The organism is Pseudobacter sp., assembly GCF_051955275.1.
In the GTDB taxonomy this organism is placed as follows: Bacteria; Bacteroidota; Bacteroidia; order Chitinophagales; family Chitinophagaceae; genus Pseudobacter.
This window is the reverse complement of record NZ_JBQCGW010000273.1, coordinates 14931-27331: the sequence shown is the minus strand read 5'-3', so window position 1 is coordinate 27331 and position 12401 is coordinate 14931. Positions and strand designations below refer to the sequence as shown.

13 protein-coding genes are annotated in these 12401 nt (G+C 43.9%); 4 read left to right on the top strand and 9 right to left on the bottom strand.

Going from position 1 to position 12401, the window contains the following annotated elements:
* The first annotated feature begins 120 nt into the window (after positions 1–120).
* Complete coding sequence (locus ACTHMC_RS24230) at positions 121–3228, top strand: ATP-binding protein (protein ID WP_440417182.1); 3108 nt, start codon at positions 121–123, stop codon at positions 3226–3228.
* Between the two features lie 77 nt (positions 3229–3305).
* Entirely contained in the window at positions 3306–3929 is a 624-nt protein-coding gene (locus ACTHMC_RS24225) for a response regulator (protein ID WP_440417180.1), read from the top strand.
* A gap of 26 nt (positions 3930–3955) precedes the next feature.
* On the opposite strand, the gene ACTHMC_RS24220 is transcribed toward ACTHMC_RS24225, so the two are convergent.
* From ACTHMC_RS24220 to ACTHMC_RS24195, 6 genes are all read right to left on the bottom strand, one after another.
* On the bottom strand, positions 3956–4726 hold the full coding sequence (locus ACTHMC_RS24220) for a TIGR03915 family putative DNA repair protein (RefSeq protein ID WP_440417179.1): 771 nt from the start codon (positions 4724–4726) through the stop codon (positions 3956–3958).
* A gap of 1 nt (position 4727) precedes the next feature.
* A complete protein-coding gene (locus ACTHMC_RS24215) occupies positions 4728–5990 on the bottom strand; it encodes a putative DNA modification/repair radical SAM protein (protein ID WP_440417177.1) in 1263 nt (420 codons plus the stop codon).
* A 111-nt stretch (positions 5991–6101) separates the two neighbouring features.
* Positions 6102–6848: a DUF4397 domain-containing protein gene (locus ACTHMC_RS24210; RefSeq protein ID WP_440417176.1), complete on the bottom strand. Its 747-nt coding sequence runs from the start codon at positions 6846–6848 to the stop codon at positions 6102–6104.
* 96 nt (positions 6849–6944) lie between these two features.
* Positions 6945–7295, bottom strand: a complete 351-nt coding sequence (locus ACTHMC_RS24205; protein WP_440417174.1) for a hypothetical protein — start codon at positions 7293–7295, stop codon at positions 6945–6947.
* Positions 7216–7539: a sigma-54 factor interaction domain-containing protein gene (locus ACTHMC_RS24200; RefSeq protein WP_440417172.1), complete on the bottom strand. Its 324-nt coding sequence runs from the start codon at positions 7537–7539 to the stop codon at positions 7216–7218. The genes ACTHMC_RS24205 and ACTHMC_RS24200 overlap by 80 nt, the downstream gene beginning before the upstream one ends.
* Positions 7540–7649: 110 nt before the next feature.
* Positions 7650–9233, bottom strand: a complete 1584-nt coding sequence (locus tag ACTHMC_RS24195; protein WP_440417170.1) for a PDDEXK nuclease domain-containing protein — start codon at positions 9231–9233, stop codon at positions 7650–7652.
* A gap of 608 nt (positions 9234–9841) precedes the next feature.
* Between ACTHMC_RS24195 and ACTHMC_RS24190 the strand changes: the two genes are divergently transcribed.
* Complete coding sequence (locus ACTHMC_RS24190) at positions 9842–10204, top strand: hypothetical protein (protein WP_440417168.1); 363 nt, start codon at positions 9842–9844, stop codon at positions 10202–10204.
* A 59-nt stretch (positions 10205–10263) separates the two neighbouring features.
* On the opposite strand, the gene ACTHMC_RS24185 is transcribed toward ACTHMC_RS24190, so the two are convergent.
* From ACTHMC_RS24185 to ACTHMC_RS24175, 3 genes are all read right to left on the bottom strand, one after another.
* Positions 10264–10371 (bottom strand): hypothetical protein, encoded by a 108-nt coding sequence (locus tag ACTHMC_RS24185; protein WP_440417250.1) that lies wholly within the window; start codon positions 10369–10371, stop codon positions 10264–10266.
* Positions 10368–10781 carry a hypothetical protein gene (locus ACTHMC_RS24180; RefSeq protein WP_440417167.1) on the bottom strand — a complete coding sequence of 138 codons (414 nt, stop codon included), beginning with the start codon at positions 10779–10781 and terminating at the stop codon, positions 10368–10370. The genes ACTHMC_RS24185 and ACTHMC_RS24180 overlap by 4 nt, the downstream gene beginning before the upstream one ends.
* A 75-nt stretch (positions 10782–10856) precedes the next feature.
* The gene (locus ACTHMC_RS24175) at positions 10857–11315 is read right to left on the bottom strand and encodes a YciI family protein (protein WP_440417166.1); all 459 of its coding nucleotides are present in this window, start codon (positions 11313–11315) and stop codon (positions 10857–10859) included.
* A gap of 432 nt (positions 11316–11747) precedes the next feature.
* Between ACTHMC_RS24175 and ACTHMC_RS24170 the strand changes: the two genes are divergently transcribed.
* Positions 11748–12332, top strand: coding sequence for an RNA polymerase sigma factor (locus ACTHMC_RS24170; protein ID WP_440417165.1), 585 nt, complete (start codon positions 11748–11750; stop codon positions 12330–12332).
* Positions 12333–12401: the final 69 nt, after the last annotated feature.

The window sequence follows — 12401 nt, the reverse complement described above, 5'->3', positions numbered from 1 at the left end:
GCAGCTCCTGCTGCAAAGCAGCTGAAAAAACAATCACAACTCCGGTCATATCCCTGACCGGAGTTTTTTTATTGACACTATTTCATTTCAACTACCCGCTTCTTACTATATTCGATGCCCATGAACGCAACGAATACACCCCTGAAAATCCTGGCCACTATCCTGTGGCTGTTACAGGCCGTTTCCGTTCATGCCCGGCAAAAACATATCATCCGGCATTTTACCAATGAGAACGGCTTGCCGGCCAATGGCATCAAAGGGCTGCAGCTCGATAAAAAGAACGGCTTCCTCTGGATTGGCAGCCAGGCAGGGCTTGTACGCTTCGATGGTAAATATTTCACCAGCTTCAGGAATAACAAAGATGACCTCACCAATCGCAGAACCGCCGCGCTGACCCGCAACAGGGAAGGCGCCATTTATTTTGCTGATGAATACTTCCTGGTGAGCAGGATCAATGAAAACCATCCTGAATTCCTTTTTAAGGACACATTCTTTCTTTCACCCTATAGCTCCCGGGGCGGAGAATACACTTTAAGGCCGGCAGCCGAAGTAGCAGAAAGATTACGCCACCTGTCAAGTTCCGGCTTTCTTCCGCCGCTGGTATTATTTGATGATGAGAAAGGCGACAGCAGCAGTTTTTCATTCCACCATTTCGGGAATATCTATCATTACCAGGCAGCACAAAAAAGGTTGCTTGAATTTCCAGGCTATCAGGCACTCTTCAGGCTGAATAAAGAAACGTATTTCGTAAAATCAGCGCTGCATATGGCCTGGTATAACCACAGCACGGGGAAAGCAATGCCGGTGCGTGTTTACGGCCTGCCTCCCAATAATAGCTGGAAACAAAAAATGCCCCGGCTAATATGGGAACCAGGCATGGATGCACCAGTGATCATCGACTATCCCAATATCTACAAACTGAACGGAAAGAACGACAGCCTGCATCTTCAACTGGTTTGCCGGGATTGCTGTCCTGAAAACAGTCATATCATTGCCGTACAGATCTGGGAAGAACAGAACCGGCTCTTTTTAGGCAGTGAAACAAATGGATTATACATTGTAGAAGCACCGTTCCTACAGCCGGTACGGGCAGAGCCTGATATCGAAGCGGGTAAAGAGGAATATGGTCAGGCGGAAGCCGTACCCGGAACTGTTATCACTTCATCCGGGCTTTACTTTACCACGCAGGGCTCGCTCGTTAAAGAAGCCCCCCCATTAAAGTTCCGCTCCAGGAATATCTATAAAGACAGCAATGGAGATTGCTGGTACCACAATATAGATACCATCGTACATTGGTACCGCGATGGCCACACTGTTAAGATCCCTACCCGTACAGAAGTCAACAAAATGGTATTTGTGGAAATGAACGGCCGCCTGTACATGATCAGCGAACTGTTCATTGCAGATATCACCAACAACACTTACAAACAGCTCTTCCGGATCCCGGACAATCCCAAAGACCTGAAAGGATTTCTCGCACCGGATGCCGCCGTTGAATACGCACCGGGCGTACTGGCCATTGCAGGGGAAAAACTGGTGCTCTTCGATGTGAACAGACCGCAGAAACTGGATACGGTCCATATTCCGGGCCTCACCACCAAAACACGCGGCCTGCTGAAATACGGGGACTACCTGTTCATTGGCACTTATGGACAGGGACTTTATATTTACAAGAACGGCATTGTAAAAAAGATGCCCACGGATAAGAACCAGTACCTGTCTTACGCGCATTGCTTTATGACAGACGAGCAGGGATATTGCTGGATCAGTACCAACCACGGGTTGTTCAAAACAAGCATGCAAAGCCTCCTGGCAGCTTTTGAAAATGACCTGCCCGAAATCTACTACCAGTATTTCGGAAAGGAAGACGGCATCTACAACACAGAATTCAACGGAGGCTGCCAGCCCTGCGCCATCAGGCTTTCCAATAACCGGTTTTCATTTCCCACGATGAATGGAATAGCGGTATTTGATCCATTACAGCCTCATACCCCACCACCTGGTGGTCAGATCTTTATAGACGAAGTACTGATAGATACTATGTTGTATCTGGTAAGCGACAGCAACCTGCAGCATATACCATACGATGCGCGGAACCTGCGCTTTAAACTCACCCTGCCTTACTTTGGCAATCCGGAAAACATTTATTTTTCCTATAAACTGGAACCTTATTCCAGTACATGGGAAACACAGGATCTCATACAAAACAATATCATCCAGTTCGGCAGGCTGCAACCAGGTGATTATACCCTGCACCTGCGCGTAAGGAACGGATATAAGCCTGATGATTTCGGTATCAGCACTGTCAGATTCCATATCAGCAAACCCTGGTTCCAGACCTGGTGGTTCTATCTGTTCTGCTTCATGGGACTGATAGCCCTCCTGACAGGAGTGGTGAAATGGCGCACTGCTACCATTGCCCGCAGGAAAGAAGAATTGCAGGAACTGGTGGCCCTTCAAACCCAAAACATCGAATCACAAAGCAGGCAGCTCGAAGACCAGCTGAAACAATTACAGGCCCAGCAGTTGAGGCTGGAAGAAGACAATAATATCAAAGCGAGGTTGATCGGCATCATCAGTCATGATATGATCAGCCCCCTGAAATTCATGGGATATATGGGTAACAGGCTGAAGGATGCTTTCCAGGATTCGGATGCAGGTTATCATACAGCTTCGTTTATCGTCAACGTTGCGAAGGAACTGGAATCGCTTTCGGTGAATATCCTGAACTGGATAAAATTCCACCACCAGTCGGTAAAAATGGAAACGGAAAAGTTCAACCTCAGTAAACTGGTTGCTGAAACGGTTGAAATTCCCGCCACCCTCGCCAGGGAAAAAGGATTGAACTTTGAAATTGATGTTCCTGCCCATATAGAGATGGTACAAAACGCGCAGGCCATGGGCGTTATCATCTACAATCTTTCCATGAATGCCATGAAATATACGCCGGCCGGAGCTGTAGGCATCCGGGGAGAAAGCACAGATGAGGAAGTGATCATAACAGTGACCGATACTGGTCCCGGAATAAACCCGGATCTGTTGAAGAAACTGAACAGCATGGAAACCTTTGTGGCTGGTTATACAGTAGGAGAAACTTCCAGGTACCAGTTTGGGTATGTTATCATCAAAGACCTGCTCCGCCTTGTTGACGGTACATTGAACGTACGCAGTACTGAAGATTCCGGGACCACTGTTACACTGAAATTCAGAAAGATCGCGGAAGGATAATGTGCTACCGGCAATGTATGCAATAAATGATTAAATTGCTACCCGTCCAGTTCAATTTTGTACCCAACCGCTTACGTATGCAAACTGTTTTGATTGCCGATGACCATCAGATAGTCCGGCGTGGGATCAGGATGATCATAGAAAGTTTTTCCGCAAAATTTCAGATCATAGAAGCTGAATCCTGTGCATCAGTAGCACAGATCCTTTCAGGTAAAAAAATAGACTATGCCATACTGGATATGGTATTGACCGATGGCAACCTGTTATCGATCATGCAAAAGATAGAAGCCTGCAGCGCTCACACCAATATTCTTGTATACTCCATGAGTGAAGAACGGATCTATGCCCGGAGACTGATTGAAAAAGGCGTCCGTGGCTTCCTTTGCAAACAAACCTCTATCGAAGAGCTTGAGAAAGCTATCCGCTGCATCTTTAAAGGTGAAATATATGTAAGTTCAGATTTACTCGGTAACCTGATCCATAATTCCGGGCCAGCAACTAAAAACCCCATCGATTCACTTTCAGACAGGGAGCTACAGGTAGTTGAACATGTGGTGCTGGGCATGGGCGTTAAAGAAATCGGGGAAAGAATGGGGCTCGACATCACCACCATTGGTACTTACCGCAAGCGGGCTTTTGAAAAAATGGAAGTGCAGAATACCATTGAGCTGAAAGAAAAATTCCTGTTGTACAAGGCGTAATGGATGTACATGCTTTCTGCAGCAATTCATCGGAACGGATCTTTCTCCGGTAGATATTTCCAATATCTTCTGGGCATATGCTGAATATGCAGTTTGAGGTTTTTCCTGGCGCTGATATTTACACTGCTGAAGTATTGTTTCCATAATTTCTGATAGAGCTCCTCAGTTTCATCATACAGGTTGCGGATCTCTTTTCCGGATCCGGCTTCTTCTGTGAAGGTCAAATGAACCGTATCCACCTGTACAGTATCGTAATACAATCCATATTTTCGCCGGGCATCATAGATCAGCCACTGCTGGTCTGCATAACGATCCAGGAAATGCTTTTTAATGAGGGGCAGCACATTGAAATCGGGCTCTATCACGGCATAATACAGGTTGTCCTTTGTAAGCTGAAAGCGTATGAATGCCTCCATACGATGCTTTTCCCGGTGCACCATCTTTGCTGTTTGGGTAACAGTCAATACAGACGGATTACTGAAATCCTGTTCTATGGAATGAACGGATGTAAATGCATACTGGATATATTGCAGCAACACATTCTCAATTCCCTGCTGCTCTGAAAGAAAGGCTTTGTATAATTCCCCGCAGGCGCCTGTTGGTAAACGTAATTGTAAACCTTTCCAAACCCGGCCAGCCTTATTGTCATCCGTGATCACCTCATGCGCGGTATCAAAAATATTCTTCTGGTAATTTTCTCCGGATGCAAAATCCACTGCAGTGAATTTATACTCATACACATCAAAAACCGCAGACAGGAATCCATCGAAACTTCCATCGTAAACCATCAACTGCATTTCAGAATAATTTGATCTGTGTGGAGAAATTAGCTTCGTATTTGCTCTTGCCCAAGGTGAGGATCTGCTGTCTGATCCGGTCCGGAGTCAGGTCCTTTCGCTCAAAATCACGACTGGCGCAGGTGATGAAGTACCTGGCCCTGCTGACACTGATCCCGATACTTTTAAGATGATCCCAGTCCAGTTTATTGAATTTCCTGGCCGCACAGATCTTCTCCACGGATGCGAGACCAATGCCCGGCACCCGCATGATCAGTTTCTTATCCGCAGTATTGATATTCACCGGGAACAGGTGCATATTGCGAAGCGCCCACCCAAGCTTTGGATCTATGTCCATATCCAGCAGCGGTTGCTCCTGGTTCACAATTTCATTCACCTGGAAACCATAAAAGCGCAGCAACCAGTCGGCCTGGTACAGGCGGTTCTCGCGGACAATGGGTACTGGCGTTCCCACCGAAGGCAGGCGGTTATCATAGCTGATGGGAACATATCCTGAATAATAGACACGCCGCATGTTGAAGCGCTTGTAAAACTGGTCGGCAATATGCAGGATCTGCATATCGGTTTCCGGAGTGGCGCCGATCACCATTTGCGTGCTCTGCCCGGCAGGAGCAAAACGGGGTGCATGTTTCAGCTGCTTTTTTTCTTCTGAATTTTCTATGATAGCATCTTTCAGATAACGGATAGGCCTGATCATGTCTTCCCTCTTCTTATCAGGCGCCAGTAACTGCAGGCTGCTTTCCGTAGGCATTTCAATATTTACACTCAACCGGTCCGCATACAGGCCTGCTTCGCGCACCAGTTCATCACTGGCTCCGGGAATAGCTTTGAGATGGATATACCCATTGAAACGATACTCTGTTCTGAGTTTTTTAGCGATGAGCACCAGCCTTTCCATCGTGTAATCCGCGTTGGAAAAAATACCTGAGCTCAGGAACAGTCCTTCAATATAATTCCTCCGGTAAAAATTGATGGTGAGATCAACTACTTCCTGCACCGTGAATGCAGCTCTTTTGATATCGTTGCTTTTACGGCTGACACAATAGGCACAATCGAAAATACAGTGGTTGGTAAGCAGGATCTTCAGCAGCGAAACACATCTGCCATCCTCCGTATAAGCATGACAGATTCCATTACCTGTTGTTCCCAATCCCTTATTGTGGTTGGTGCGGTTGCTTCCGCTCGAAGAACAGGAAACATCATATTTAGCTGCATCCGCCAGGATGGTCAGTTTCTCCAGTACCCGCTCTTCATTCCTCATCATATTTCAAATATACTAAACAAATTAGCTATATATTGCTAAATAATTGAGTTTTTGTACTAAAAAAATGGAGAAACATTCGTCTCTCCATTTTTTACTGTTGAAAGCTGCTCATTATGGCTTCGGACTTTCATCCGTCAGCGTGCCATTGGTCACAAACCTGATCTGCACTTTGCTGCTTTCATTGGTTTCTTTTGGAATACCGGATAATAAAACGGTGTATACTTTTTTGGGTTCAAGGGAGATGGTTCTGTTCACATCTACTCCATTGCTGCTTTTCACAGCAATGGTAACCTCTCCTGGATTTACTTCTTTGAACTCACTTACAGTGGCATACACGGCATTGTTGTTCACCACTGAACTTCCATTGGCTGTGATGGTTACCGCTGCAGCATTCACTGAGTCTGCAATGGCGTTGATATACCTCACATAAGCTTTACCGGAACTGGCCGACAGGCTGTCGAAGTTATCGGTGGAAATCACATTTTTGTACTTATCGCCTGTACCCACTACAAAAAGGGAATAGTATTTACCCTGTTCAAAATTCTGACTGCTGGTAACCAGCGGCGTTGGATCAGGATAATCGAATGCGGATACCGAGCGGTTGCCGGTGTAGATATTCTGGTATACCCCGGTGAAACTCTGATAAGCCAGCGGAGATTGGGTCAATGTGTTGCCGGACAACTGGATCACCAGCGATTGCTGATCAGGAGCCAGGTTGAAAGCCATCAGGCCTGCCGCAGGTATCTGGGTACTGTCGCCATCCTTATTCTTCAGGCAGGCACTAAACAACACCCCGGACACAGCCACAGCTACAACAGGTAACGCAAGTCTCCGGAAGCAAGAAAGGATCTTGTTCATGTACTTTAATTTTTAAAAATGAATAATGGTGTAGAGATCTTGCAGCAGAAATGGCCTCGAAGTGAATTTTACAAAAAATAAGGAACTACAAAACTACTATTCAGACAGGTTATTTACGCGCGCCGCAGCATGTGAAAAGTTAAGTGAATGATAAAATAGGTAAGGGATTGAAACAGAGGGTGCTTCAGGATGTGAATTTCTTCCCGGCCCCAGCTTGCTCATTCTTGCTTTCAGCGTGCTCCCATTGATGGCCAGGAGCTCGGCCGCTCCACCGGGGCCGTACAATTTATGATTGCAGGCCAGCAGTGCCTTCATGATATGGTCCTTTTCATTTTCAGCGATGGTTTTGATGGCGGTGTTTTCAGGCTTACTTTCCTCCTGCTTTAAACCTGCCCTGCGCCATCTCCTTTTCCAGGTTCCGGTTGGTGGCCGCAATGATGCGAACATCCACCCGGATAGTTGTTCTGCCACCGATCCGCTCCAGTTCTTTTTCCTGCAACACACGCAATAGTTTTAACTGCAACTCGATGGGCATCTCACCTATTTCATCCAGAAAAAGTGTGCCGCCATGCGCCAGTTCAAACTTACCAATGCGCCTGTCGAAAGCGTCTGTGAAGCTTCCCCGTTCATAACCGAATAATTCACTTTCTATCAGACTGGCAGGGAGGTCTGCACAGTTCAGTTTGACCATTGGCTTTTTAGCACGTGCAGATCGGTTATGAATCTCCGTTGCTACCAGTTCCTTACTCCCATCCGGAAGGCAGGTGTTGTGTGAGTATTTGGAGGTGTAAGCAGCTAAGACTATAGAATTCCTTCAACTTTTTCATTTATCTCTTCTATGATCAATAAGATCCATTGTTCAGCAATCAAATCAATGTCTTGTTCTTTCCATTCGTAATGGTACAAATACTCAGAATAGATACATGAATTTTCAATCTTTAATATATACTTGTAGTCTCCGAGTTCAATCAGCAGTTCTTTCGACAGGTTAAATGACTTTAACCCAGCTGGCTTAAACCCGTCAAAGCATGCGTTTAGACCAAGCTTCGATATTTCTCCATTATTAAGTAGTCGCGCTTCTAAATCATAAGTCATAAAATGCTGGCTTAGAGATTCATTTATTCTGATCTCAAATTTGTTCCTGGCAAATAATTCAAGTTCATTACTTAGCATTATTTGCATTTTCATATTCAATGGTTGCAAGAACTCTGTAAAGAGATAAATAACATTTTTTGCTTCTTTAATACTTTTGATTTGCTCACCTTTTAACCTGCTTAGTACCTCATTCAATTTTTGCCGTTTGGCATCCATTGGATTTAAAGCAACCTGCATTTCCTTTTGCAATTCCTGCTCTAGTTCCTCTATTGTAGGCATCTCAACCAGCAATTGTTTTGGCATAAGATCGTATTCTGCCACTCCCATTGGAGTTCCAATTCCTTTTAAGGAATACTTGACAACAGTCTTATTGGGTGTTTTACATAACAAAACACCAATAGTTGGACCATGGGAAGGCATTTTATATTGAGCATCAATAGTATTGACATAAAAGTTGAGTTTGCCTGCAAATTCTGATTTAAAATCGCACACTTTGAGTTCAAAAACTACAAAACAATTAAGATTATAATTGAAAAACAGAAGATCCAGGGCAAATTCATCATCTTCTACTTTAACATTAAACTGGTTACCAACAAATGCAAAGCCTTTTCCAAGCTCAAGCAAGAATCGTTGAATATGTTTTATCAGCGCTCTTTCCAGTTCACGTTCCTGTATTTCATCTGTAACTTCCAGGAAGTCAAATATGTAAGGATTCTTAAGTGCTAGTTTTGCCAATTCAGATTGATTACCGGCCAAAGTCTGATCAAAATTAGTAATCGCATTACAATGACGGCTGAAGAGGTCTGTATCTATGTTAATCTTCAATAGCTCTTTAGTCCAACTATTCTCAACAACCTTATTTAGATAGAATATCCTTTCCTCAATTGTTTTAACTTTTGATAGTATAACTGTGTGATGGGTCCAGGGGACTTGAAGCAAGGCTGAAAAATTATTATTTCCCTGATTTTCAACACCTTGCAATTTTGCAACCGTTGGTTGCAAAATTGGGAACTGAGGCCATGCCTCAGCAAAAGCCTGCATGTAAGCTAAATTACGAACAGAAAAACCAGACGAGTTTGGGAATTCGGACTTCAGGTCATTGGCCAGCCGACCAATAGTATTTTTTCCCCAGCCTTCTTTCTGTTGTTGATCAAGAATTATCTTGCCAATTTCCCAATACGTTATTAAAAGCTCACTATTGGCAACCTTTACAATGTGCTGCCGGGATTGCTTAATACGCCCTACCAATTGGTTAAGAATATTCTGATAATTTAATTCAATACCATCCATAATTAGTGATTTACGGTAATGAATGGCTGGGTCAAAATCTGGTGCTCGGAAAGGATACTTATGAGCATAAAATTAAACAATTACTTGTTATCGGTTAACAATTAATGTTAGTATCAAAAATATTACCAATACGGGTATCCTTGTTATTCGTAAAAAGCCAACGCAGTGGTTAAAGCAAGAAAATAAGTTTCATATAATAAACTTCATATATCAATCTTCACATTTAGCACTTTCATAATTTGATAAAATTCCCAATCTTTATAATATCGAAACGGGTTTCAGCATTTTGTAGCCATCCTTTTCGCAATCATTTCCATTAGCACACTTATCAGTTATTGCTCTCTTCAATTACATCTCAACTGGTTCAGCTGACATTAAACACCCATAATTTACAGTGCCACACCTCACTGTAAGAGTTTCCTTATTGATAAATTCATTAGAAAACAATCCGGGCAGGCTTGCTTTGATTGCTCTATTACGTTCGTAATGAGTGAAAACAGTTACGGACAAAATTATTTAAAGAGCAATCGGAGGCTATAACGGGGGCAACCAGATAATGCAAGTGCAATAAATCTGGATTCAATTCAAGTGTAAAATGTACGCTGTAAATGAAAGTTTCTATCCCTGAAGACAATAATCATTCTGACTCCAAATTTGCTGAACAACTAAAGGAATTGCAAAAAGTAAATCCGAAATATCCGGATAGACTTTTCGACCTTAAAGAAGATCAGGTCCGCCACGAAATGGAGATGGAGAAACGAAAAGAGGAGAATAAAATGAAGCTTGCCCGCTTCAGATTATGGAATCTGATTTTCTTTCGTATAATTTTTGGAGGCATGGCAGCCACTCTTTTCTACTTCAAATATGAAATAGCTGCTATCTCAATGCTGGGTGGCTTTTTAGGCACTTTACTTCCATCCGATCTTAAAAAGTATTTACCGGGTAAAAAAATAACTCCACCTTCAGAATAACCATCAAAAAGACTGCCCCGAGGTACCGGAGCAGCCACATCATCACCAATTCCCGCAGCTTATGCAGCAGGAATAGCCATACGTACTTCCACAATTGCGCCATACTGAATGATCGGGCATTTACTGGCAATTTCAACTGCTTCGTCGTAATCATTGGCCCTGATCACGAACAACCCGCCGATTGATTTTTGGGCGGACTGTTAGGCAGGTCCATCACATCCTCCAGCATGAAAGACACAGGCCCATCGGCTTCCAATACAGCCTGAATAAAAGGTTCATTCAATGTAAAATGAGCGTGCACCATTTCATCATAGCGGTCGTGGGTACGGATAGCCGAAGCTTTGTGATCCAGGAGAAATGGGGTGTAAGTCTCATCATGGGCCTCAATAAGGGTAACGATGGTATGTGTGAAGTAAAAAAGGCTTTTGATCCGTTTGGAAAAGAGGACAATGAGATCGTTCTTATCACGGACCTGGGTGATATCATTGCCGAGGTCGAGCAGGATCTTACGCTCCTGTTCAAGGTTGATGGATCCCTGAACGGATGGAGGCAGCAAAGAAGGTTGGGCCTTTTTCACGCGGTGCTGAGCTGGTGAATGGGTGAGTAAGCAATTTATCAAAAATAAGGGAGGGTGGCTGCAACAGGGAGAAAATCAAGGCTTCTGTTCTCCAACTTTATCGTGAAAAGGCAAATACATCGGCAAAGCCGCCGAGCCATACCATTCGAGAATTTCCGCCTCCAGTACTTTCTCTTTGATGGCAGGGTCCTTATCCAATAGCTCCAGCGCTTCAGCAGTAGTTTTTACATTGAGGATGAAAATGCCCCTGAACGATCTATCATTTTTTTTGAATGGGCCGGCTACTACCAGCTTGCCGGAACTGGCCAGTTTGGTGATATTTTCCATATGACCACGGAAGAGACCATCCAGTTTAGTCTTATCGGTATTGGTGTTTGAACCCGTTTTGAGTATCACGAACACATACATCTTCATTCCGTATTTGTCGGCGCCAAGGGAGTCGGCAAGCGCTTTGTTATAATTGGGATTGCCCTGTTGGGCAAACAGGACCTGCCTACCAATGAAAAAGCAGCAAAGGAGTACAATGGCCTTCATATCAGTTGTTTTGGTTATTATAAATATAACAAAATCGCTGCTGCCACACTGTACTGAATTATTTACCGGTTCCTTTCTCCCTGCCAGGTACTACAGGCTAAACAACTTGAACGAATCCAGACACAAAAAGTAAGGTAAATAAAAATTTACTTTTTCCCGGTTTCCCGTAACCGGTGATTTCACGGCAATGACAAACCCACTGAAATGCAACACCACAGCATATTCCATCATTTTTCGCATATTCATTAACGAGATATTCAGTTTTTCTTAAAAAATAAACTTTCCGGAAATGTCCGTTTCAGGCAGGGACAAAAAGAAAATAACCTGTTATATAGGTAGAAAATTGTTTTTCGTGTCGTTTCCAAAGTGCGATGGTAAGTTCAGAACTGTTTTGTAAACCTTAACTAACCGACATTTAAAATCTTCTCTTTTATGAGCGAAATTGATGGCCCTATGGAAACCAGGGACCTCCGGTACTATATCCTTTATCTGCATATGAACTGCCGTGAACGTTGTTTCCTCTATGCATTGAAGCGGGTCCACAACAAAGAGCTTGCCGCAGAGCTTGTTGCCAGTGCCTTCAGCAAGGTAGTATTCAAGAACCCCACCTTTTCATCCACGGCAAATGCAGAAGGATATCTGTTTGTAACACTCAGGAACACCTGCAATGATTATTTCAAGAGTACTTTAACCGAAGTGCTGGATCCAAAACTGGAGATCGCCAGTCCCCCGGAAGTGTACACCAGGATTGAAGCCTTTGAACTCCAGCTCAGTTATAAAGGGATGCTTGAAAAGCTCGCTAAGATCCTGGCGCCTGCCGAGCGGATGATACTGCACCTGAAATACATTGAAAACCTGTCCAACCGCGAGATCGCAGCGCGCATGAACCGCGGCGAAGACGGGATCAAGGCCCAGAAATACACGGCTGTGCAGAAGATCCGGAAACAATATCCTGAATTCCTCAAAGCATGGCGTGAGATCGCTTCCGTAATGGTATTATTCATTCTAATCAACTGACCATTTCCTTCATAATTTCTGGAAAACCGTATTACAATTTTTCCGTTTTCCAGTGTAAAAAAAGGGAAT

What these genes read in the sequence shown, in the direction of transcription:
- ACTHMC_RS24195 (WP_440417170.1), bottom strand. Translation starts at nt 9,233, where the DNA reads ATGGATGGTATTGAATTAAATTATCAGAATATTCTTAACCAATTGGTA.
- ACTHMC_RS24215 (WP_440417177.1), bottom strand. Translation starts at nt 5,990, where the DNA reads ATGATGAGGAATGAAGAGCGGGTACTGGAGAAACTGACCATCCTGGCG.
- ACTHMC_RS24220 (WP_440417179.1), bottom strand. Translation starts at nt 4,726, where the DNA reads ATGCAGTTGATGGTTTACGATGGAAGTTTCGATGGATTCCTGTCTGCG.
- ACTHMC_RS24170 (WP_440417165.1), top strand. Translation starts at nt 11,748, where the DNA reads ATGAGCGAAATTGATGGCCCTATGGAAACCAGGGACCTCCGGTACTAT.
- ACTHMC_RS24210 (WP_440417176.1), bottom strand. Translation starts at nt 6,848, where the DNA reads ATGAACAAGATCCTTTCTTGCTTCCGGAGACTTGCGTTACCTGTTGTA.
- ACTHMC_RS24230 (WP_440417182.1), top strand. Translation starts at nt 121, where the DNA reads ATGAACGCAACGAATACACCCCTGAAAATCCTGGCCACTATCCTGTGG.
- ACTHMC_RS24225 (WP_440417180.1), top strand. Translation starts at nt 3,306, where the DNA reads ATGCAAACTGTTTTGATTGCCGATGACCATCAGATAGTCCGGCGTGGG.
- ACTHMC_RS24190 (WP_440417168.1), top strand. Translation starts at nt 9,842, where the DNA reads ATGAAAGTTTCTATCCCTGAAGACAATAATCATTCTGACTCCAAATTT.
- ACTHMC_RS24200 (WP_440417172.1), bottom strand. Translation starts at nt 7,539, where the DNA reads ATGGTCAAACTGAACTGTGCAGACCTCCCTGCCAGTCTGATAGAAAGT.
- ACTHMC_RS24205 (WP_440417174.1), bottom strand. Translation starts at nt 7,295, where the DNA reads ATGTTCGCATCATTGCGGCCACCAACCGGAACCTGGAAAAGGAGATGG.
- ACTHMC_RS24175 (WP_440417166.1), bottom strand. Translation starts at nt 11,315, where the DNA reads ATGAAGGCCATTGTACTCCTTTGCTGCTTTTTCATTGGTAGGCAGGTC.